We start from the raw sequence: 24,184 nt of genomic DNA, 5'->3' as shown, positions 1-24,184 counted from the left end.
CCTGATTAATAACATTTCTATTGTACGACATTTAGCTTTATTCAGCGGATAAAATAGGCGAGATTATATTTCAGAAAGAAGTAGTTTGCGTTAGAATGAAAAGCAATGATATGAATGGAGGATAAGCGATGGCATTAACATGGACAATTATTTGGTGGTGTTTGCTACTGGTTATTCTCGTCAATGAAATTGCTGCTATTTATACCGTTTTCCGTGAAAAGCGAGATATTGCTGCAACTTGGGCATGGCTGTTGGTGTTAATGCTGATTCCTGGTTTTGGTTTTATTCTGTATGCTTTCTTTGGGAGGAAATTACCGCATAAACAATTAGCTCGAATAAAATCGCAAACGCAACTAAAATTAAAACAAGCATTAGAAAAGCAGAAGCAACAATTCATCAATATGCCGAAGCCCCAAGACCAAACTGTCCAGATTTATCGACGAACCATCATGCTTTTTCAAAGTATTGATGACTCGTTTTTGACGCGGCACAATACCGTTAATATTTTTACAAATGGTAATGTGCTTTTTAAGAAAATATTTGATGATATTGCAGCAGCGAAAAAGAGCATCCATATTGAGTTTTATACTATTTATAATGATCAAATTGGTAATGAATTACGGACTTTGCTTGAACAAAAGGCTGCTGAGGGAGTAGAAGTGCGAGTTCTCTACGATTCATGGGGATCGATGGGGGTTTGGCCAAGTTTCTATGATCATTTACGTGAAGTCGGTGGTTATGCGGCTCCGTTCCTGATGTCACGAAGTAATTTTTTTGATTTTCGGATAAATTACCGGGATCACCGGAAAATCGTTGTTATTGATGGTGAGATTGGTTATGTTGGTGGCTTTAATATTGGGGATCAATACCTAGGGCGTGTTCCTAAATTTGGTCCATGGCGTGATACCCACCTTCGAATTATCGGCGGTGGCGTTTATGGGCTTCAGCGACGGTTTATCGGCGACTGGAATGCATCGATGAAAAAGGATAAAGATAAGATTATTCATTATCATCCTTACTTCCAACCAATTAGAGTTCATGGGGATGCTGCGTTGCAGACTGTTTCTAGTGGTCCTGAAGCGCCATTGGAAAAAATTAAAATGGGGTATTTACGTTTAATTAATGCAGCGCAGGATCATATTTGGATTCAAACTCCTTACTTGATCCCCGACGATAGTATTTTGGATGCGTTAAAAGTAGCGGCTCATTCAGGAATCGATGTACGGATAATGATTCCTTCAATGCCTGACCATGCCTTTGTATATCGGGCAACGCAATATTATGCTCGTGAGCTTGCTAATCATGGTGTAACAATTTATTACTATCAAAAGGGTTTCCTTCACGCTAAGACAATGATGATTGACGGTCGAATGGCTTCAGTCGGCTCTGCTAACCTTGACTTTCGGAGTTTTAAATTAAACTTCGAAATTAATGCCTTTATTTATAATCAAAATACGGTAGACGATCTTGAGCAGATTTTTGTTAATGATATTCGCGACTGTCGCGTAATTACACCTGCAATGTTTGCAGAGCAACCGCGCTGGTTAAGAGTTAAGCAAACAGTGTCACGTCTGCTGTCCCCAATTTTATAATGATAAAACGAGTAGGAATGAAATACATGCCTACTCGTTTTTAGCTAAAGAATATATGTTCGTTTTATGATAAAATTAGAGGAGCAATTTAAGTGATAGAAAGGATTAAAGATTATGGGAACACTGGGATTTGTTTTAGGAACAGCAGCGATGGATCATCAGCAAGTGTTGATTGATCAATTAGTTGACCAGATAAAGAATGCATCTGCTGATGAGAGCTTTTATTATTTGGTGCCTAACCATATTAAGTTTGAAACTGAAATTAATGTCCTTGCTGGTCTTCGTGATCGTCAAGGACTTAGCGGAAGTGACCGGTTTGCCTCTTCACGCGTACAGGTACTTTCGTTTAGCCGGCTTGCTTGGTACCTTTTACGAGATACTCCAGCATTTCAAAAACAACACCTTTCTAAAATTGGGATGGCGATGCTAACTTCCCAAGTTGTTCAAGAACAGGCAAGTGAGCTCCGTTTATATGCGAGCGAAGTAAAACAAGCTGGATTTATTCAAAAGATGACAGCCCAGCTTGAAGAATTAAAAAATGCCAACATAACCGCTGACGACTTAACCGATATTATTTCCCGGGTGAAGTCAGCGAATGATCCAGCAGCTAATCAGGCGTGGCTAGCTAAAATGCATGATGTTGAAATTATATATCATGCCTATGAAGAGCGGTTGCGTGACCGATACATTGGTAATAGCGAGTTGTACCGGCAATTAGTGTCTTACCTTCAAAAATCACCAGAAGTTGCTAAGATGCACTTCTTTATTGACCGTTTTGCTCAGTTTACTGCAAATGAACAACAGGTAGTGGATGCATTAATTACGAATGCCGCATCGACAACTATTTCTTTAACTCTTGATCGTGGCTACCCAGACCAGAATCATCCAAATCCCCAGGAACTTCCTCCTAAAAATAATTTATTCTATTCCTCCGCGATGCAATTTCACCGTTTATGGAAATTTGGCCAAATGCATCAAAAAGAAGTGAAGGTTTTGCAAAATGTAGCGTTTGCGACGACTCCTCGCGTTGATGTGGAATTACAACAAGTTGATTCGTATTTTAAGCGTTATGCAAGCGAACCAATTGGCCCCGGCGAGCGGGAAGAACTTTCTTGTCCCCAAAATCTTCAATTTATGACAACCACCAATCGGATGACTGAATTGAATAATGTGGCTACCCAGATTCGCCAATTAGTTGCTAGCGGTAAATATCGTTATCGTGACTTCCTTATCCTTAGTCGCCACCTTGACGGCTATCAGCCAATGATTGAACCGGTTTTTGCGGCACATAATATTCCAGTTTTTAATGACCATGAACGCTTGATGGATAATCATCCGCTAGTAACGCTCCTCACAACATTATTAGAATTACCGCAACGAGGCTATCGAACAGCAGACATCATCCAATTGCTTAAGACATGGTTACTTGTTCCACGGACAGGCACTGGTGATCTGATGGGACTAAGTGATTTCCAAGCAGCAGTTTTCGCTACTGAGAATTGGTGCCTTAAGCAGGCAATTGAAGGAAAAAATGCTTGGACAACTAATGATCCAGAAAAGATTAAGCAATTATGGCAGGCGTCAGGAACGAACCTGACAGATCTAAAATATGAACAGTCACGTTTAAAAAAATTAAATGACCAGTTAGCTCTTGTAAAAGATTTTGTTGCAAACCACTTACTGCCAGTTTTCGACCAGTTTAAACAAGCACAAACAGGACAAGAACTTGCGACTGCGTTATACCAATTCTTAGCTGCTATGGGAGTTACAGACCGGTTATACGCTTGGCAGCAATACCAAAGTACTCGGGATTTAGACCTCGCGCGCCAACCACAACAAGTCTGGGCTACCTTTTGCCAAATTCTCCAAGAATATGTAGAAATTTTAGGCCAACAGGAACTGCGGAACGGAACTAGTGAGGTTCTTGCAGATTTTAGTGAATTGCTCCAGGCAGGGTTTGCGGCGGCCCAGTATTCCCAGATCCCGGCAACGTTAGACCAAGTAGTAGTCTCTGAAACTGGAATTGTCCAAAGTGAAAACCGAAAAGTAGTTTTTATGATTGGGTCAACTGATGATGTGATGCCAGAGATGCAAGAAAGTGATAGTTTGCTAACGGACCAAGATAAGGATATTTTGAGTGCTTATCTTGATGAAGATTTCCAATACCTTCCTGGAACGGCAATTGACCAACTGATTGACGAGCCATTTGTTCACTATACTGGTTTTATGAATGCTAAGGAACAGTTGATTTTCTCGGCACCGCAAACTGATAGTGATGATAAGGAACTCGGTATATCGCCATATATGCACGATATGGCTCGCTACTTTGATCAACCGGTTCGTGAATATCCATTAGCTACTAGTAAGGCCGGACAAGAGAATGCTATTGATTTTGTTAGTGCTCCGCTTGCAACAATAAACCGGTTAGTTGAAGTTAGCCGGCAAATTCGTGATGAGCAAGGGGTTGGCATTGATCGTCAACCAGTCATGCCCGTTGGGTGGCAAACAGTTGCTGAATCGTTGGTTAAGTTAGCTAAGCAATGGCAACAATCAGCGGATGCTAAGGTTCAAGCAGAAGGAATATTACTAGGTCAGCGTCTATCTTTAGTTGCTGCTGGTTTCCATTATCAAAATAAGATTGATTCCCTGGGAAATAAATTGGCTCAGGCACTTTATCTCCGGGCAACTCCAGATGATGAGCACGGGCGGGTATTATATGCCTCGATTTCGCAGTTACAAGATTTTTATATCAATCAGTACGAATATTTCCTTAAGTATGGCTTGCGGTTGCAAAAACGAGATGAGTTAACCCTATCTAATGACCGTATCGGTACCTTCTTCCATAAAGCAATGGAGACTTTTGTTACAACAATTCGAGAAAATAATTTGTCATTTGCAAACCTTGCCAACAAAGATAATCAGATACAACGTGACCAGCTGATTGATCATGCATTAGTTGCAGCTCAAGAGAATCAGCCAACTTTATTGCGTCTCATTAATTCTTCAGCCCAAGCCCAATTCCAATATCAGCAATTAACCGCAATTGTTAAAACAATGTTGATTACATTATGCCGTCAAGCTGAATATACCGGCTCACAGCCAGTTAAAACCGAAGTTCAGTTTGGACGAATTGGTAACCAACAGCCGGGCAACCTTGGTTCTCTTGATTATCCGCTTAAAGATAATCATCATATTTATCTGCGGGGACGAATTGACCGAATCGATAATCTTAAGCAAGGAAACGATAATTTCTTGACGGTCGTTGACTATAAGTCGAGTAATCATCTTTTTGACCTCACTTCGGCTTATTATGGACTCTCTCTCCAACTTTTAACCTACCTTAACGGGTTACAGGCAAACTTAACTGAATTGGAAACGAGTAACCCACGACTGGCAGGGGCATTATATCTTCGTTTGAATAATCCGACAATTAAGGCTGCCGAGTTAAAGAAAAGTTCCCTCGATGATTTGAAATTAAAAGAGCACCAATACAAGGGAATCCTCTTGAATGATCCACAATTATTGCGGGAGTTAGATAAGAGCTTAGATAAACAAGCATTTTTATACCCACTTAAGGAATATAAGAATGGAAAAATCAAAGCTAATAAAGAAGCGCTTCTCGTTACGCCGCAACAACTTGATTGGCTGCAAAACATGAATAAGGAACTTGTAATTAATGCGGGTAATCAAATCTTGAGTGGTGACTTGAAACTAAATCCTTACCGGTTATTAACTGGAAGCAACCGCCGTACAGGACTTGATTATAGTGACTTTTTAGACGTATTTCAGTTTGATAATATGCTTGACCAGCAAAACTACCGCGACCTAAACCCTAATTTAGCAAAAGAAGCATTTGATAATGTAGTCCAAAACGATGATGAGGAGGATAAGAAGTAATGGCTGGATTTAAACCAACGCCTGCTCAATCCAAGGCGATTAATGACCGTGGCGAAAATATTCTAGTTTCAGCTTCCGCGGGATCAGGAAAAACGGCTGTGCTAGTAAATCGGACAATTGAATTAATTAAAGAAGGGCAAAGCATTGATCGAATGCTGCTCGTAACATTTACAGACGCGGCAGCAAAGAATATGCGGGATAAAATCAGGACAGCCTTGCAGAAAATAGTACAAGATTCCGCTAATCCCAAAGATTTACGTGACCGGATGAGTAATCAAATTAATCGGCTTGCGGCTGCAGATATCAGTACAATTCATGCTTTTTGTTTAAAGTTAATAAAACGCTACTACTACTTGATTGACCTTGATCCACAATTTCGGCTCTTAACTGATGAAACGGAGCGATTGTTACTTCAAGAAGATGTCTGGCATGAAGTTAGCGAAGAACTCTATAAAAATGCTGAAGAAAAAGTTCCAGGAAGAGCTTCCTTTAGCGAACTAGTTCTCAACTTTTCTAGTGACCGTGATGACCAAGGACTCGATGACTTGATTTTACGGTTATATGAAATTGCTAATGCCCAGCCTGACCCCGAAAAGTGGCTCCAAAAATTACCAGATAATTATGATTTGGGGTCTGGCTCACTATTAGAATCTAGTTTTTATCAACAACAGCTAAAGCCCCTGGTCATCGAAAAACTCAATCAGTTCATTCAAGATTATCGTGAATTAGCAACAAGAGCTAACGATAACGGACTGGACCAAGCAGCCGAGGTTATTAAGAGTGATGAAGAGTTGATGCACCAACTTCTTTCTTCACTAGGGGGTATTACCGTCAGTGATGTTTGCCAAATGATGGTGCAACAAAAGTTTGGTAGTTTTCGGGGACGACCAGCGGCAGATGATCCACGGATTAATGTATTTAAAGATATTCAGAAGCAGCGTAATCAGCTAAAGAAGCAGTGGGAACAAACAGTTAGTACTTACTTGGGAAAGCAGGAAGCACAGGAACCAATCGCAAAAGAAGAATTGTTAACTGAGCTAACGACTTTCCGTGATCAATTTACAGCCCTGTTAAGCAAAGCAACTAAAAGTCAATTAGACGCTAAAACTGTTGCTTCATTGCAAAAAGACCAGCAGATGATGCAGGAGCTTTTAGACTTATTGCGACCACCTACCTGGAATACTATTCGGGACTTATTTGCTAATGCTAAATTTGCACGAATGGGTGGCAAACCGAAAGACGATGAGCTAGCTGAAGAAGTATATAAATCACTGGGAAGTGCTCGAACCGGGATAAAAAAGCAATTTGATCAGTTAGTCGATCGCTTCTTTAATTATCGTGAAGACCAATTTCGATTAATTTCAACGCATGCTCAGGAACTTTTATGCGAATTGAGTGCGGTAACGATTAATTTCCGTCGGCGGTATCAACAAACCAAGTTAAATCGGCATGTTCTTGAATTTAGTGACTTGGAGCACTACGCGTACGCTATTTTAACGCCACCAGACGACCAGCCAAACTGGCAAACCCTCGTCAAAGATCTGCAAAATCATTATCAGGAAATTATGATTGATGAATACCAGGATACGAACCGCCTTCAGGAAAGTATTTTGATGAAATTGACATCTCCTGAACGCAAGAACCTATTTATGGTGGGGGATGTTAAGCAATCGATTTACCGGTTCCGTGAAGCTGATCCAACATTATTTCTTGGGAAATATCAAAACTATCGTCAAGGTAACGACGGGGAAGCGATTGTTTTAGGGGAAAATTTCCGGTCGATGACTAATGTGACAAGCTTTACTAATGTCCTTTTCGAACAACTGATGGATAGGGGAGTTGGTGAAATTGATTACGACGAAGATGCCCATTTAAAATATGCGGCAACTTATTACGAAGAAAATCAAGATAATAAGGTTCAACCAACGGAAGTGTTGTTGTATGACGCCAATGCTCTTGATCCAGAAAAGGAAAATATTGAACACGAGGATGATAAGTTAGCTGGAGAATTTCGGATGATCGGGATGCGAATTAAGCAGATGGTCGAAAATCAGGAGTTAATTTTTCATCCAGAAGATGGGCAGATGCATCCGATTCAGTATGGTGATATTGTTTTGCTTGAACGGACAAAGGCAATCAATAATTCATTGATGGAAGAGTTTAATAAACTTAATATTCCATTGACGGTTCACGATGTTGAAAGCTATTTCCAAGCTACCGAAGTGCGAGTAATGATGTCCTTGTTGAAGATAATTGATAATCCACAACAGGATATTCCATTAGCTGCGGTTTTACGGTCACCGATTGTCGGGTTAACTAACCAAGAATTAGCTTTTATCCGTCTTCAGAATCGATCTGCCGATTACTACGCCGCCTTGCAAACATTCATGAGTAATTACCAGCGAAAGGCTCTTCGCCATCAATCGCTCCTTACTTCTGAACAGGTAAATGCCCTTTATGAAAAAGCAGATCACTTCTTAGGTTTGCTTCGTGTCTTTCGACAAACAGCTCAGCAACAAACCCTTGTTGACTTGATTTGGCAGATCTATGACCAAACAGGTTACCTTGATTATGTCGGAGCAATGCCAGGAGGCCACCAACGGCAAGCAAACCTCCATGCCCTTTACCAACGTGCTCATTCCTATGAACAAAGCAGTTTTAAGGGCCTTTACCAATTTATTCGCTTTATTGAGAAAATGCAGGAACATGATAAAGATTTAGGAGTAGCACCGACACAGTTAACTGCAAATACGGTTAATGTTATGACAATTCACGGAAGCAAAGGTCTTCAATTCCCCGTGGTCTTTCTAATTGATGCCACGCATGGTTTTAATAAAGGAGCAGCTCGTGAGAATGCAGTTGTTGATGCCGTTGCCGGAGTAGGAATTCGTTACATGGATGATCAACGGGTCATTTATGATACGCCACAACGACAAGCAGTGATTGAAGAGATTCAGCGCGGAGAACGGGCAGAAGATCTTCGAGTTCTCTATGTTGCATTGACTCGGGCGGAACAGCGATTAGTTATTACGGGATCCTTTAATGAAGAAATGCGGACACAAAGTCTTGCTGGTTCATGGCAGCGATGGCAGAAAGCTTATCAGAGTAAGAATTTACTAATTGGCCCGCAGCCACGGATTACTGCAAATTCATTTATGGACTGGGTTGGCCTTGCCTTGGCTCGTTATCCAGGATTCAATGCGCAACAATTGAGTCGTGGAAATGTCAGACTAGAAGACAGTACTCTTGCGGATACTAAAGTCACTGGCTTAGCGCTTAATCCTCACTTTATCGCAAAGACATATACCGCACTTGATGTTAGTGATGGCTTGACAAAAATTGGACAAAATGCAAGTACTAATGTAACGGAAAAGAATAATATGGTAGCAACTGATGCGTCTGAACAAAAGATTGGTCAAATTTTGCGCTATCGTTACCCCCATCTTGTCGCTACTCAAACAACTGCTTACCAATCCGTTACAGATGTTAAACGAGTCTTTGAAGATCCTGACACGCGTGATATGGCGCGGTGGGATTATGATCAACAACAAAAGGTCAAGACGCAAGGGATTTATTTAAATAATAACTTTGATGTTCCAGCTTTCATTCAGCAGACTACTCATGAACCAGCGGCAACAGAAATCGGAACAGCAACTCACCTGGTTTTCCAAAAACTACCACTTAATGAAGGCCCAATTAATGTTGAGTTTGTTGATCAGGAAATTCAAAAATTAGTAGGAGAAAAATTGATTAATCCGGTTGTGGCAGCGCAGATCAATCGTAAAGGAATAATGGCCTTTTATCAGACTGCTGTTGGTCAGAAGATCTTAAAGCATCCGGCAGACTATCATCGTGAAGTACCATTTTCGATGATTATGAATGGTCACGAACTATTTAAGGGAGTAAATGTTAGTGATGATGAACGTATTTTAATTCATGGAATCATTGATGGTTACTTAAAAACTAACGAGGGAATTATTCTAGTTGACTATAAGACTGATCACCTTAACAAAGATTACCGCGACTTTGATTTGGCACGGATAAAGGACCGGTATCGGGGACAATTAGAGCTCTATAAAGAAGCTTTGAACTTAATGGAAGGGATTCCAGTTGTCCAAATGGGACTTTACCTGTTAGAATTAGGAGAGTTTGTGTTATTTACAAAAGAGGGTGATTAGTTGGCGACAATTAAAGATATTGCACAAAAAGCCGGGGTATCGGTTTCAACTGCTTCTCGAGCTTTAAACCATAATCCACGAATTAGTGAAAAAACACGGCAACGAATAGCAATGATTGCTAAAGAGTTGGGATATCAACCAAATTACAATGCACAGAACCTAACACGGGGCGAATCAAACATGGTCGGAATAGTTTTTCCGGTAACCAGTGATACTGCTCCTGCCAATCCTTTTCATATTGATTTATTACGGGGAATCAGCGTGGCATTAAAGCCGATTCACTATGAAATGGTTGTGGCAATTGCGCCAACTACGACCGACCTTTTACAAAGTGTAAAATCAATGGTCGAACAGTCAAAGGTGCATAACTTTTTAGTGCTTTATACTGTTAAAGATGATCCAATTACTAATTACCTGCGCCAAAATAACCTTAATTTTGTGGTAATCGGTCATCCAGATAAAGCCCAAGATCGTTTTGTCGACAATGATAACGTAGCAGCAGGACAAGCGGCAACTGATTATTTAATGGATCATCAGCGGGTCAGTCATCCCATATTTCTTCAATCTGCAAGCAATTGGGTATTTGAACAGGATAGATATCAAGGTTATGAGCAGAGTATGCAAAATCATCAACTTCCTGCTCTAAGTTGGCGATATTCACCAACCGGGATCACTGTTAAAGATTTTATTAAACAACATCCGCAAATCGATTCAATTGTTTGTGCTGATGACTTGTTGCTGGTACGATTAATACGGCAACTACAAGAATTTAATTTACCAACTATTTGTTTTAACAATAGTCGGTTGATGGGGATGTTAATTAATCAAGAAGAAAAGGTTGACTTACAACCCCGCAAATTAGGTCAGCAAGCGGTCGAATTGCTTTTTAATCCAGAAGAGCAATTCCGAATCGTTGATTTTAAAATAAATAGTTGATAGAAAGGACCACGGAATTACTTGCCACGGTCCTCTCTTATTTTTACATGGAGGGAAATCGGAATGGAGAAGGTTTACATTGTTGCTGCTCAGCGAACACCAATCGGTAAGTTTAATGGTCAGTTAGCTTCAAAGTCTGCGGTTGAATTAGGAGCGATTGCAATTAAAGCGGCTGTTGAAAAGGCAAAGCTCAGTGGAAATGATATTGACCAAGTATTAATGGGGAATGTTATTCAAGCAGGAGCTGGACAAAATCCAGCTCGTCAGGCATCGATGGCGGCTGGATTAGGTGAGCAGGTTCCGGCAATAACGATTAATGATGTCTGTGCATCAGGAATGTCCAGTGTTGACTTAGCAGCAAGTTTGATTCGCGCAGGGCAGGCTAATGTAATTGTTGCCGGAGGGATGGAAAGTATGTCCCAAGCTCCTTATGTTCTTCCCAAAGCGCGGAATGGTTATCGGTTTGGGAATGGGACCTTGCTTGATGCAATGCAAAGTGATGCTTTAAATGATGTTTACGGCGGTTATCCGATGGGAATTACTGCTGAAAATATTAATGAGAAGTACCAGATTACTCGTCACCAACAAGATGAATTTGCTTTGATGAGCCACCAACGTACAGTAAAGGCTCAAAAAGCAGGCTATTTTGATTCAGAAATTGTACCAGTTGAAGTTAAGCAGAAACGAACAACCGTGACTGTAACTGTTGACGAAGCTCCACGGCCAGATACTTCACTAGCGGCTTTAGCGAAATTAAAACCAGCTTTTAAATCTGACGGAAGTGTGACTGCGGGGAATGCCTCGGGAATTAATGATGGTGGAGCTGCCTTGGTTCTTACTTCTGAAAGTGCAGTTAACCGATTAGGATTAACTCCATTGGCTGAGTGGCAAGGATCTGCAGTTATTGGTCTTGATCCAGCATTGATGGGTTTGGGACCATATTATGCAATCAATAAACTCTTAGAAAATCAGCAGATGTCGGCAGATGATGTAGATACTTACGAAATTAATGAGGCGTTTGCGACCCAGGCCCTTGTCTGTCAGAACTTGCTTCATCTTGATCCTAGTGCTGTCAATCCTTGGGGTGGGGCAATTGCATTAGGCCATCCTGTTGGGTGTTCAGGAGCACGAATTATCGTCACGATGATTAATGAAATGCATAGGGATAATCATGAACTCGGCATTGCTTCGCTGTGTGTCGGAGGCGGAATGGGTGAAGCGGTTCTGCTTAAGAAAATTTAGTACCAAGAATAACTTTCATCGTAAAAGGCAAGTACTTGAGGAAACTTGAAGTTTTTCTCTATTACTTGCCTTCTTTATTTTATTAAGCTGAGTATGTTTTAAATAATTAATTATAATAATCCCACTTCTAAGTTTAGTCATGGTAATAACTTTAAATTGCAAAAATCTGCAACCGTTTTCTAAAATTTTGCGCAAGCGGTTGCACAAAATTTCCAAATTTGATATTATTAATATTGCAATAATGTATGAAGCGCTTACAATAATCATAAGTGTCTTTTAGAACTATTTTATAAGTTAAGGAGTTGTTAGCAATGAGTCAAGAAAAGTCCACGGGGGCTGGATTACCTACTCTCTCAAAGAGTACCATCTGGATGATCAACTTTGGATTCCTTGGTGTTCAGACAGCTTTTACTCTGCAGAGTTCTCAAATGAGTCGGATTTTCCAAACTATTGGGGCCGACCCTAACAACCTTGGCTGGTTCTTCATCTTACCACCATTAGCTGGTTTGATTGTTCAACCAATCATTGGTTATTATTCAGACCGTACATGGGCACCAAAATTAGGTGGTCGGCGGTTACCATACTTACTATTGGGAATGATTGTTGCTGTTATCGTTATGATTTTACTTCCTAATTCAGGAAGTTTCGGTTTCGGGTATGGTTCGCTTGCTGCGCTTTGGTTCGGTGCAATTACTGTTGCTTTGCTTGACCTTTCATCAAATGTGGCAATGCAGCCATTTAAGATGATGGTTGGTGACATGGTTAATGATGATCAAAAGAGTTATGCCTATGGGATTCAAAGTTTCTTATCTAACACAGGTGCGGTGTTGGCTGCTGTTTTCCCATTTATCTTAACTGCTTGGTTTGGAGTTCGTAACACTGCTAAACGAGGAGTTGTTCCAGATTCCGTTATTATTGCCTTCTACGTTGGAGCAGCATTGTTAGTTGTTACTAGTTTGTTTACAGTTTTCCGGGTTCATGAATATGATCCAGCAACTTACGCAAAGTACCATGGTATTACTGAAGATGATAACAAAGAAGGTGGAAACTGGCTTACGCTTTTGAAGCACGCTCCAAAAGCATTCTGGACAGTTACCCTTGTTCAATTCTTCTGTTGGTTTGCCTTCCAATACCTCTGGACATACTCAGCTGGTGCTATTGCCAAAAATGTTTGGAATACTGTTGATGCTACTTCTGCTGGTTACCAAGCTGCTGGTAACTGGTACGGTGTTCTTGCTGCTGTTCAATCAATCGCTGCGGTTATCTGGTCATATGTTTTAGCTAAGGTACCAAACAAATACCACAAGCTCGGTTATGGTGGTAGCCTTCTTCTCGGGGCCCTTGGATTTATTTCCGTCTTCTTTATTCACAACCAATGGGTATTAATCATTTCTTACACATTAGTTGGTATTGCTTGGGCTGCGATGAACACTTATCCATTAACAATCGTCACAAACGCATTGACTGGTAAGCACATGGGTACATACCTTGGATTATTCAACGGTTCAATTTGTTTACCACAGATTGTTGCTTCATTATTGAGTTTTGCTTTATTCCCATTATTTGGACACTCACAAGTTCACATGTTTATCCTTGCTGGTATTGTAATGGCTCTTGGTGCTCTTTCAGTAGCTACCATCAAGGAAACTTATGCTGAATAGGAGTTATTTAATAAAACAAATTAATTAAGTTATAATAAAGGCAGGTTAAAGACTACCTTTATTTCAGATGAAAGGAATTGAGATTTCAATGAAACGAACATTTGATATTGCCCCTTGGCATGTTGCTACTCACAAATGGGACCCACAAGACAAGCGTTTACAAGAATCAATGACTAGTTTAGCCAATGAAAATCTTGGTATGCGTGGCTTCTTTGAAGAAGGTTACAGTGGTGACCACATGGAAGGTATCTACCTCGGTGGAGTTTGGTTCCCTGACAAGACTCGTGTTGGTTGGTGGAAGAATGGTTATCCTAAGTACTTTGGTAAGATGATCAACGCTGTCAACTTCATGAAGTTAATCATTAAGGTTAATGGTGAACAACTCGACTTAGCAAAGCAAACACCAAAAGACTTTAAGCTTGATCTTGACATGAAGCGTGGTGTCTTAGAACGGCGCTTTACTGTTGAAATTGGTGGTACTGAAATGTACTTCAATTTTGAACGTTTTGTTAGTGTTACCCAAAAAGAATTAGTTGGTCAACGTCTCCACATTAAGAACCGTGGCAACAGTGATGCTAAGGTTGAAATTACTAGCATGATTGATGCTGATGTATACAACGAAGACGCTAACTACGATGAACAATTCTGGAACGTTTTAGGCAAGTCTGCTGATGGCGAACATGCTGAATTAACTTCTATGACTAAGAAGAATGATTTTGGTACTCCACAATTCATCGTTGGAATGAAGACTACTTCAAAGACTAACCTTGACCACGTGGGTGACGGCACTGACGAAAAGCACGCTTACAACACATTTGCTGGTACTGTAGCTGCTGGTAAAGAAGTTAACTTTGAAAAGCGTAGTATCGTAATGACTTCTCGTGATTACGATTCCCAAGCAGATATTGAAAAGAACTTGGAAGTATTGAGCGACCAACTTGATAATCAAAGTTTTGACGATTTACTTGATCCACATATTAAAGAATGGGCAGATCGTTGGGTTAAGTCTGACGTTGAAATTGAAGGTGATGAAGGAGCTCAACAGGGTATTCGTTTCAACCTCTTCCAACTCTTCTCCACCTACTATGGTCAAGATTACCGTCTTAACATCAGTCCAAAGGGATTCACTGGTGAAAAGTACGGTGGTGCTACTTACTGGGATACTGAAGCTTACTGTATTCCAGTTTATCTTGGGGTTGCAGATCCAGAAGTTGCTCGGAACTTATTAATGTACCGTTACAAGCAATTAGACGGTGCCTTTGTTAACGCTAAGGAACAAGGACTTGATGGTGCATTATTCCCAATGGTTACCTTCAACGGTATTGAATGTCACAACGAATGGGAAATTACCTTTGAAGAAATCCACCGTAACGGAGACATTGCCTTTGCTATTTACCTTTACACTAAGTACACTGGCGACAAGTCATACGTTCTTAACGAAGGGGCAGAAGTTCTTACTGAAATTTCTCGTTTCTGGGCAGACCGTGTTCACTACTCCCAAAACAAGAACAAGTACATGCTTCATGCCGTAACTGGTCCTGACGAATACGACAACAACGTAAACAATGACTGGTACACTAACCTTCTTTGTCGTTGGACTCTTCAATACACCCTTGACATCTTAGACCAAGTAGATGAAAAGGTAGCCAAGAAGCTTAATGTTTCAGAAGACGAAAAGCGTAAGTGGAAGGGTATTGTAGACAACATGTACCTTCCTTACGACAAGGAAAAGGACATCTTCCCAGAAAACGATGGCTTCATGGACAAGGACTTGACTCCAGTTTCTGAAATTCCAAGTGACCAATTACCACTTAACCAACACTGGTCATGGGATAAGATCTTACGTTCACCATACGTAAAACAAGGTGATGTTATCCAAGGTCTCTGGGACTTTATTGATGACTTTACTAAGGAAGAAAAGAAGAATAACTTCGACTTCTACGAACAATTTACTGTTCACGAATCAAGTCTTTCTGCTTCAGTTTACTCAATTATCGCTGCTGATATTGGTTACGAAGATAAGGCCGTTGAATTGTATGAACGTTCAGCACGTCTTGACCTTGATAACTACAACAACGATACTTCTGATGGACTTCACATCACTTCAATGACTGGTTCATGGCTTGATATCGTTCAAGGATTTGCTGGTATGCGGGTTCGCGATGGTCAATTGCATTATGCACCATTCTTACCTAAGAAGTGGGATTCATACCAATTCCGTCAAATGTTCCGTGGTCGGATCTTGAAGGTTAAGGTTGATAAGCATGGTACTAAGATCGATCTTGTATCAGGTGATCCAATTACTATCGATCTTGACGGTAAGAAACTGGAATTAAAATAATTCTTGGAGGCATTTGAGATGAAGTTTGAAGATTTGAAAGGTTTTGCATTTGACCTTGATGGTGTTATTGCTGACACTGCTCGTTTTCATGGTCAAGCATGGCACCAATTAGCTGACAAGGTTGGGACTAAATGGACTCCAGAATTGGCTGATGCATTAAAAGGTGTTAGTCGAATGGATTCTTTGGAATTAATCTTGAAGGCTGGTGGCCATGAAAATGACTATACTCAAGAAGAAAAAGAAGCTTTGGCAACTGAAAAGAATGATAACTATATTAAATTAGTTGAAACGCTAACACCTGCCGATATTCTTCCAGGAATGAAAGACTTCTTAGATGAATTGAAAGCTAACGGTTACCATATTGTATTAGCTTCTGCTTCGAAAAATGCGCCAAAGGTTCTTAAGTATTTGCAATTAACTGATTACTTTGAAGGAATCGTTAATCCAGCAAACTTAAGCCATGGTAAGCCAGATCCAGAAATTTACCAAGAAGCAGCTAAATTAATGGATCTTCCAGCTGACCAAGTAGCGGGACTTGAAGATGCCCAAGCCGGAATTGAATCAATTAACCGTGCTGGTGAATTATCAATTGGTTTTGGTGCTGATTTGCAGGATGCTGATGTTAAGTTCGATAAGACTGGCGACGTATCCTTAGCTGCTATTAAAGCGCAAATGAATTAAGATCCAATTTCTCTCTTTTAACAATCCGTAAAGACGTACTTAGAATAATCTAGGTGCGCCTTTTTTATGTGAAATTATGAAAAGAAAAGTAATTATAACAATCATTATTTTAATTAGTTGCTTATGGGTAGTAGTTACAATTAACTTTAATCGGCCTTCCCCTCAGCAAGTTCAGGATGAAACACAGTCAAGTCAACAGCTGCGGCCAAAATTTACCGACCAGCAAATTGGTGTTTTAGCGGGCTTAGCAATATCTCCCGAGTGGCTAAAACAAAATATTGTTGCAAATCAACTCGTTTATGGAATTGTTAAGCCATCTGACACCGTTCCAGCGGGGGTAGATGACTATAGCTATCTAGTAGCAGCTGATGACCAAGATGGGACGGTGATTTTCTTTAAAGAGGAAGACCAAACCGTAATCATAAAATACACTTCTCAGCACAATACAAAACTAAAAACAAAGAACTTAACCTTGACTCAATTAAGCAAAGAATTCTACCAAACTGGACCACAAAAAAAGCAAGTAGATGACTATGTGGAAAGATTGCGGACTGAGTAAAATTTAAGTCATCTTAAAAATGCTATTCTTAGGGTATTCTTTAGTAGTAAGTACTGTATAATATTCAAATTAAAGGAGGAAAATGTGATGTCAATTTATGGCCCATATGAGCAGATTTTGTCAAATATTCTTTCCCTCACAACTGACCGAATCAAGGAGCTAAATCAGCAAACAATACAGGATAAGCAACCGAAACTTTATGAACATCTAATTGCCAGGGTAAAGACTTCCGAGAGTATGGAAGAAAAATGCCAACGAAAAGGTTATCCGGTCTCTACTGAATCAGCTTTACGAAAGTGTCGCGATGCGGTGGGAATCAGAGTTGTTTGTAACTTTATCGATGATATCAACCGTTGCCTTTACCAATTACGGCAAGCTGATTGGTGTGAGGTTATTAAGGAAAAAGATTATATTACAAATGCAAAGCCAAATGGATATCGGAGCTATCATGTCATTATTGATGAAACAGTTCCATATCAAGATATTGAAGGAAATAATCCTGGACATTTTTATGTTGAAATTCAGTTACGGACGATCGCAATGGATTCATGGGCAAGTCTTGAACATGAGATGAAATATAAACATAATATTAAAAATCCAGAGCGAATTGGCCGCGAACTTAAACGTTGTGCTGATCAATTGGCATCATGCGACGTTCAAATGCAAACAATTCGGCAATTAATTAATTCTAGTGAGGAAGGCGATTAAGATGCGAATCCTTGTAGCAGAAGATGAACAACAGCTATCTCATGTATTGAGTTCAGCAATGACGGCGAGTGGTTATCAAGTTGATATTGCTAATAATGGTCAAGAAGCCGTTGATCAGGCGAAAGAAAATGCTTATGATGTCATAATTTTAGACATTATGATGCCTGTTAAATCAGGATTGGAAGCATTAAAGGAAATCAGAGCGACTGGTAATCGAACTTATATTATGATGTTAACAGCAATGGGTGAAGAAGATGATAAGGTCACTGGTCTTGATGCCGGTGCTGACGATTACTTGACTAAGCCATTTTCCTTAAAAGAACTACTCGCCCGTTTGCGTTCCCGTCAACGGCGAGATGATTCTTACCAAGTAGATGTTCTTGAGTTTGGTGACTTGACCCTTAATGGTAATGATCAATCACTTGAAAGTCATAATTCGATTAGTTTAACAAATCGGGAAAATCGCTTACTTCAGTACTTTATCTTGAATGCTAATAAAGAATTATCGACGAATGAACTTATCAATCATGTTTGGGATGAGAATGAAACTGCTGATCAAGAAGATCTCTGGATTAATATCTGTTATTTACGACAAAAATTACAGGCAATTCAATCTCAGGTAACAATTAGTGGTGAAAAAACTGGACCGTTTATGATTGCGTGATAGGGGGTCAAGGAATGATTCAACGTTTTCGCTATAAATTTATTGCAATCGCAACCGCTGCGTTATTATTTGTAATTTTGACAATTGTTGGCAGTATTTGTACCCTTACTTACTATCAGTCACACCAAGAAATTGAACGGGTATTAACGATTTTGGTAAATAACGATGGCCAAATTCCCCGAAAAGGGATCAGTACTGCTGACGATAATCAACCTCAATTTTCACGTGAAGGCCTTCATCAATATCGTTATTTTGCTGTACTGGTCGATAGTAAAAATCAAGTAACGGAAGTGCAGGATGATCATATTGCAACCGTTACGCCGCAGGATGCACGGGCAATGACAGACCGTCTTATAAGAAGAAAGGTCCATAGCGGACAGTTATTGTATCACGGGGTCAATTATGCTTATAAGATTCGTAATAAAAACGGCGAAAAAGTAATTGTCTTTCTTGATGAATCACTTCTTATGGCTCGGACGCGATCACTAATGCATACGGGGTTGATCTTGAGTATAATTGTTTTAGTTCTATATACCATTGTTTTAACCCTTTACTCGCGTCGGGCAATTCGACCGATCATTGAAGCAGAGCAGCGACAAAAAGAATTTATAACTAATGCGAGTCACGAACTAAAAACGCCATTGACCGTTATTTCAGCGAACAATGAAATGCAAGAGATTATAAATGGTGAAAATGAATGGACGGCAAGTACCAAACAACAGGTTACCCGTCTGACAAAGTTAATTAATAATTTAGTATCACTTGCGCGCATGCAAGAACAACCGACATTAATGGTGGTACCGGTAAATGTAAGCCAAATTGCCCAGAATGTGGCTAGCAGTTTCAAGAGTGTAATTTCAACTGAGCAGAAACAGTTCAATGTGCAGATTGATGAAGGTTTGGTAGCAAATGCTGATGAAAATTTAGTACGGGAACTGTTAAATATTCTTCTTGATAATGCAAATAAGTATTGTGATCCACAGGGCGAAATTGACTTTACAGTGGCCTCACCTAATCATAGTAAAAATATAATTATTACAGTTGCGAATAGCTATAAAGATGGTAAAAGTCTTGATGTTAAAAAGTTTTTTAACCGCTTTTACCGGGTTGATGAATCGCACACTCAAGGACAAAAAGCTGGTTTTGGAATTGGGCTTTCCATGGCGCAATATATCGTTAAACAATTGAAAGGGAAAATTACAGCGAAGTATACAAATGGTAAACTAGCTTTTATCTTAACGTTAAAAGAAGTAGGGAAGTAAGAATGAGATTTTGGCGACTTAATATTGGGATATATGCTGTGGTTTGGAGCCTAATAATTGGCATGCTGACAGCGGCATATTTAAACTTAGTTAACTGGGTAATTGATTTAGTTTGGCATCAATACCTTGATATGACAGTTGGTAGTAAATGGTATCCGTTTTTAGTGTGTATTCCATTAGGATTTTTGATTGGTTTTTTGAATAAACGATGGGGTAATTACCCATTAACGATTGAACAAGTGCTGACTCAAGTAAGGATGAAGGGGTATTTAAATTATCATAATTGGTGGAAGTCTTTTATTCTTGGTTTATTAGTCCTCGGAGCTGGCGGAAGCATCGGACCAGAAGCTTCTACAACAGTCTTAACTAGTAGCATGATTAATTGGCTTGGTGATCGTTTGCGCTGGGCAGTTTCAACGCGCCAGAAGGTTTATCTTTGGCATGGTAAAATGCAAACGCAAGATTTAGTCCGTGCTCCTAGGTTTGGTCAGCTTTTTAAAAATAAATATCAACGAATTTTTGTTATTTCAGGATTGGTTGGGATTGGAATAATAGGCGCGGCAATTGTGTTTAAACTTTTTCCTGAAGAAGGCGTTTTTGGGATTCACCATCGGGTTATTAATTGGGAATGGATCAATGTATTAACGAGTATTCCGACATTTATCATCGGGATTGCTTTTGGGTGGCTGTTTGTTCACTTAGAAAATTGGGCTGCACTAATAATTAACACAAAAATAAGCAAAGTTTGGCAAGGTGGGATTTTTGGGCTGATTTTGGCGGTTAGCTCGTTAATTACAAGCGATATTTTGTTTTCCGGGGAGTTTAGAATAGTTCCTTTTACCCACGAAGCCTTTAATCGTTCAATCACCTTCCTATTAGTTGTAGCGCTTGTAAAAGCCGTAATGAGTAATCTGGGGTTTGCAATGGGATGGCGGGGAGGAACTATTTTCCCGGCTATTTTTTCGAGCGTCGCAGTAGGAGCTGCCTGTGCGATGATGTTGCCAGGAGATGTACGGGTAAATGCGATTGTTGTGATCACAGCCAGCCTTACCTTTATTTTAGAAAAACCGTTATTGACAATTATCCTATTGTTATTATTAGTTCCGATTGAACTAGTGCCAGTTATAATCGTAGTTGCGCTTTTAGTAGGTCAATTAGTTAAACGCTTTCCTAAATTTGATTGATTATATTGTTCTAGTGAGTTATCCAATCTGAAAAAAGATATAATAGAAAATGAAGGAAGGGATACAAAGATGCTTGAATTAACTAATATTAACTCAACATTCAACTTAAATAATGGGGTCAAGATTCCTTGTGTGGGATATGGTACATTTAGGACTCCAGCAGATATAGCTGAGCAGGCCGTGAAAGAAGCAATTGAAACTGGTTATCGACACATTGATACTGCTGCTGTTTATGGAAACGAAGAAGCAGTAGGTAAGGGTATTAAGGATTCGGGAATTAAGCGTGAAGACCTTTTTGTGACTAGCAAGCTATGGAATACTAATCGTGGCTATGAACAAACGAAGAAGGCTTTTCAAGAAACGCTTGATCGTTTACAGATGGATTATTTAGACCTTTATTTAATTCACTGGCCGGCTAATGAAAAGCAGTTTGGTGATGAGGCTGCCAAGATTAATGCTGAAACGTGGCGTGCAATGGAAGACCTTTACAATGAAGGTAAAATTCGGGCAATTGGGGTAAGTAATTTTATGCCTCACCATATTGCAGAATTGATGAAAACAGCCAAGGTAGCACCAGCAGTTGATCAAATAGAAGTTCATCCGGGATGGCCACATACAGAAGAAGTTAAATACTTACAAGCACACAATATCTTAGTAGAGGCATGGGCTCCCTTAGGTGGTCAAGGTGCTAAAGTATTAACTAATCCAACAATGATTCAAATCGCTGATAAGTATCAAAAAACGCCAGCACAAGTCTGCTTACGTTGGGTTCTCCAACAAGGGATTCTTCCATTACCGAAGTCTGTCCATAAAGAACGGATGATAAGCAACCAAAATATATTTGATTTCGAATTAACGGATGAGGATATGCGCAAGATTAGTTTATTACCAAATCTTGGTGGACAATGTGCTGACCCGGATGAGGTTGATTATTGAGGATTAGAGACATGAAATTTATTAAAACTGATACAGATATTAACCTTTTTGAAAATATTATTGAAACAGAATCCCAAGTGGTAACTCATCTAGTGGTTCCTGCTGGAAAAGATGTTCCGGAACACTTCGTTGATTATGATGTAATTGTGGTTCCAATTAAGGGTAAGGCTATCTTTGGGGATGTTGCCGAGAAACGTGAAGAAGTGGTAGTACCAGGTGATATTGTCCAACTTCATCCTAATGAACATCATTATTTAAAAGCAATCGAAGATACCGAGGTCATGGTAATTAAATCAAAGTTAAAATAGCAAAGTTAACTGAAGAGGCTGGGAGAAAACTTTTGTTTTCTCTCAGCCTCAACTACTTTTATGAACAATAGAAAGATAACGTGGAAAATAACCACGAGGCTCGAGTCTAAGTACGAACGATAATCAGCCCGTGCCGTGCTAATCATCGTCCTAGCTTAGCCAACCGCCTTGTCGAGGAGGTTATTTCCCACTCTCTTTTTTGGTATAATCTTCTTAACTAGTTTCGGTGGGAGAGTTAAAAAAGATGAAGAATGCTTATCGTGCGTTTATACAATATTCACGTCAATTCAGGAAAAATTGGTTGGAATACTTAATATTATTTGGTGGCCTTGATATTGTAAATCAATTTGCAGTGATTCCTTTTTTTCGCTGGATAACAACCTTTGTGTTACAAGCCGGAGAAATTCCGTTTGTGTCATGTCAAAATTTAATAACTATTTTGATGAAGCACCCATTAGTTGTTATTAGTTTGTTGATTGAATTAGGATGTTTACTAATTATTATCTATGGGGAATTTATGCTCTTGTTGACGGGATTTCGCGAAATAGGCTTGCCTAATTTTCGATGGCAACGAATATTTAAGCAGACTCGTGAAACGTTATCCTTACTAAATCTTGGATCACTAATTTTATTATTAGGGTACTTTCTGCTAGTAATTCCATTCGCGGATATTATTTTTCGTACGCCGTTATTAGCAAAGATTCAGATTCCACAATTTATTATTGATTATTTGACGCGTAATGGATGGTTAATTAGCGGTCTATTGTTGTTCTATGTGTTGATGACGGTGCTCGGAATTCGCTTAATTTTAACAATGCCGTTGATGGCTTATCAACACCTTCACTTAAGGACTGCAATGCATCGCAGTTGGCAAATGACAAGTAAGTTCAAATGGGCAACGCTTTTTGAACAAATAATTTTTGTAACAATCCTTACCAGTATCTTTACAGTTTGTTTCTATGTATTAATCTATCTGTTTCAATTAGGATTAGATTTATTACCCGGGAAATTACCTCTTCTTACTGCAATTTTTAACCTATCTTTCTTACAGTTAGGTGGCGAATTACTTGCAATCTGGGCCGGGACGATTATTTTATTGGTGGTTGTTAACCCGCTAGTTAAAATAAGTGAGCTTTCAGTTGCTCCGGAGCATGTGTCACGGGGCTTAATAGAAATTTTCACTTTGATATTACTTGTAATTGGGCTAACGACAATTGCCAATAATACTTTTTACTTGTTGGGCCACGGAATAAGACGACCAGTTACGATTTCGCACCGTGGAGTAGCCGAAGAAAATGGCGTCCAGAATACAATTCCGGCGATGGAAAAAACGAGTAAACTTAGGCCTGATTATGTTGAAATGGATTTGCATGAAACAAAGGACCACCAGTTTGTTGTGATACATGATGAAAATTTGAAAAAACTTACTGGAGTTGATAAAACACCGCATGAATTAACGCTTAACCAATTAACCCAGCTAACAGCACATGAAAATGGCTATCGTGCTAAGGTAGCGAGTTTCGACCAATATCTTGCAGCTGCTGAAAAACGTCATCAAAAATTATTAATTGAAATAAAATCCACTCCCCGTGATTCTAAAGAAATGCTTCGAAACTTTAATGCGCGTTATGGAAAACGAATCTTGCGTGACCATGATCAAATTCATTCGCTTGACTATAGTGTAGTGACCAGCTTGAAGAAAATTAATCCAAAGTTAAAAGTTTTATATATTCAGCCTTATAATTTTGGGAATCCACAGGGAGCAGCAGATGGGTATTCGATGGAATATTCTACTTTAAACCAAGATTTCATCACCCAGGCTCACTGGCAGCGGCAGCCGGTATATACGTGGACCGTTAATGAAGAAGGTATTATGAAACAAGCAATGTATAATCATACTGATGGAATTATTACTGATAACCTTAGGGAATTAAATGCAGCCATTAAAGATTTTACTGGTAAGCAAAGTTATGCTAATCGAATTTTAAACTATATTATTGTTATTCCTACAAGTGGAGGAATTGAACCATAAAAA

16 protein-coding genes are annotated in these 24,184 nt (G+C 39.5%); all 16 read left to right on the top strand.

What is annotated here, in order from left to right; all coding sequences use genetic code 11:
- Window positions 1–128: 128 nt before the first annotated feature.
- The 16 genes from cls to H5S10_RS01045 all read left to right on the top strand — a co-directional run bounded on the left by cls (window position 129) and on the right by H5S10_RS01045 (window position 24,181).
- Window positions 129–1,592, top strand: a complete 1,464-nt coding sequence (cls, locus tag H5S10_RS01120; RefSeq protein ID WP_182588440.1) for a cardiolipin synthase — start codon at window positions 129–131, stop codon at window positions 1,590–1,592.
- Between the two features lie 114 nt (window positions 1,593–1,706).
- Window positions 1,707–5,489: a PD-(D/E)XK nuclease family protein gene (locus H5S10_RS01115; protein ID WP_182588439.1), complete on the top strand. Its 3,783-nt coding sequence runs from the start codon at window positions 1,707–1,709 to the stop codon at window positions 5,487–5,489.
- Window positions 5,489–9,667: a helicase-exonuclease AddAB subunit AddA gene (gene addA / locus H5S10_RS01110; RefSeq protein ID WP_182588438.1), complete on the top strand. Its 4,179-nt coding sequence runs from the start codon at window positions 5,489–5,491 to the stop codon at window positions 9,665–9,667. The genes H5S10_RS01115 and addA overlap by 1 nt, the downstream gene beginning before the upstream one ends.
- Window positions 9,668–10,603, top strand: coding sequence for a LacI family DNA-binding transcriptional regulator (locus H5S10_RS01105; protein ID WP_182586137.1), 936 nt, complete (start codon window positions 9,668–9,670; stop codon window positions 10,601–10,603).
- Between the two features lie 63 nt (window positions 10,604–10,666).
- Complete coding sequence (locus H5S10_RS01100; protein ID WP_182588437.1) at window positions 10,667–11,845, top strand: acetyl-CoA C-acetyltransferase; 1,179 nt, start codon at window positions 10,667–10,669, stop codon at window positions 11,843–11,845.
- Between the two features lie 311 nt (window positions 11,846–12,156).
- The gene (locus tag H5S10_RS01095) at window positions 12,157–13,506 is read left to right on the top strand and encodes an SLC45 family MFS transporter (protein WP_182588436.1); all 1,350 of its coding nucleotides are present in this window, start codon (window positions 12,157–12,159) and stop codon (window positions 13,504–13,506) included.
- Window positions 13,507–13,594: 88 nt separating this feature from the next.
- The gene (locus H5S10_RS01090; RefSeq protein WP_182586140.1) at window positions 13,595–15,847 is read left to right on the top strand and encodes a glycoside hydrolase family 65 protein; all 2,253 of its coding nucleotides are present in this window, start codon (window positions 13,595–13,597) and stop codon (window positions 15,845–15,847) included.
- A gap of 18 nt (window positions 15,848–15,865) precedes the next feature.
- A complete protein-coding gene (gene pgmB / locus H5S10_RS01085) occupies window positions 15,866–16,528 on the top strand; it encodes a beta-phosphoglucomutase (RefSeq protein WP_182586141.1) in 663 nt (220 codons plus the stop codon).
- A 76-nt stretch (window positions 16,529–16,604) separates the two neighbouring features.
- Window positions 16,605–17,087 carry an Lreu_0056 family protein gene (locus H5S10_RS01080; RefSeq protein ID WP_182588435.1) on the top strand — a complete coding sequence of 161 codons (483 nt, stop codon included), beginning with the start codon at window positions 16,605–16,607 and terminating at the stop codon, window positions 17,085–17,087.
- Window positions 17,088–17,174: 87 nt separating this feature from the next.
- Window positions 17,175–17,795: a GTP pyrophosphokinase gene (locus H5S10_RS01075; protein WP_182588434.1), complete on the top strand. Its 621-nt coding sequence runs from the start codon at window positions 17,175–17,177 to the stop codon at window positions 17,793–17,795.
- 1 nt (window position 17,796) lies between these two features.
- Window positions 17,797–18,459: a response regulator transcription factor gene (locus H5S10_RS01070; RefSeq protein ID WP_182586144.1), complete on the top strand. Its 663-nt coding sequence runs from the start codon at window positions 17,797–17,799 to the stop codon at window positions 18,457–18,459.
- 14 nt (window positions 18,460–18,473) lie between these two features.
- Window positions 18,474–19,721, top strand: coding sequence for a sensor histidine kinase (locus tag H5S10_RS01065; protein ID WP_182588433.1), 1,248 nt, complete (start codon window positions 18,474–18,476; stop codon window positions 19,719–19,721).
- A gap of 2 nt (window positions 19,722–19,723) precedes the next feature.
- Window positions 19,724–20,905: a chloride channel protein gene (locus tag H5S10_RS01060; protein ID WP_182588432.1), complete on the top strand. Its 1,182-nt coding sequence runs from the start codon at window positions 19,724–19,726 to the stop codon at window positions 20,903–20,905.
- A 69-nt stretch (window positions 20,906–20,974) separates the two neighbouring features.
- Window positions 20,975–21,841, top strand: coding sequence for an aldo/keto reductase (locus H5S10_RS01055; RefSeq protein WP_182588431.1), 867 nt, complete (start codon window positions 20,975–20,977; stop codon window positions 21,839–21,841).
- An 11-nt stretch (window positions 21,842–21,852) separates the two neighbouring features.
- Window positions 21,853–22,149: a cupin domain-containing protein gene (locus H5S10_RS01050; protein WP_182588430.1), complete on the top strand. Its 297-nt coding sequence runs from the start codon at window positions 21,853–21,855 to the stop codon at window positions 22,147–22,149.
- Window positions 22,150–22,393: 244 nt separating this feature from the next.
- Entirely contained in the window at window positions 22,394–24,181 is a 1,788-nt protein-coding gene (locus H5S10_RS01045) for a glycerophosphoryl diester phosphodiesterase membrane domain-containing protein (protein ID WP_182588429.1), read from the top strand.
- The last annotated feature ends 3 nt before the right edge of the window (window positions 24,182–24,184 follow it).

The sequence above is a fragment of the Limosilactobacillus balticus genome (genome assembly GCF_014145615.1).
GTDB classification, from domain to species: domain Bacteria; phylum Bacillota; class Bacilli; order Lactobacillales; family Lactobacillaceae; genus Limosilactobacillus; species Limosilactobacillus balticus.
Note: the sequence above shows the minus strand (reverse complement) of the source record. Positions and strands in the feature narration are given on the sequence as shown.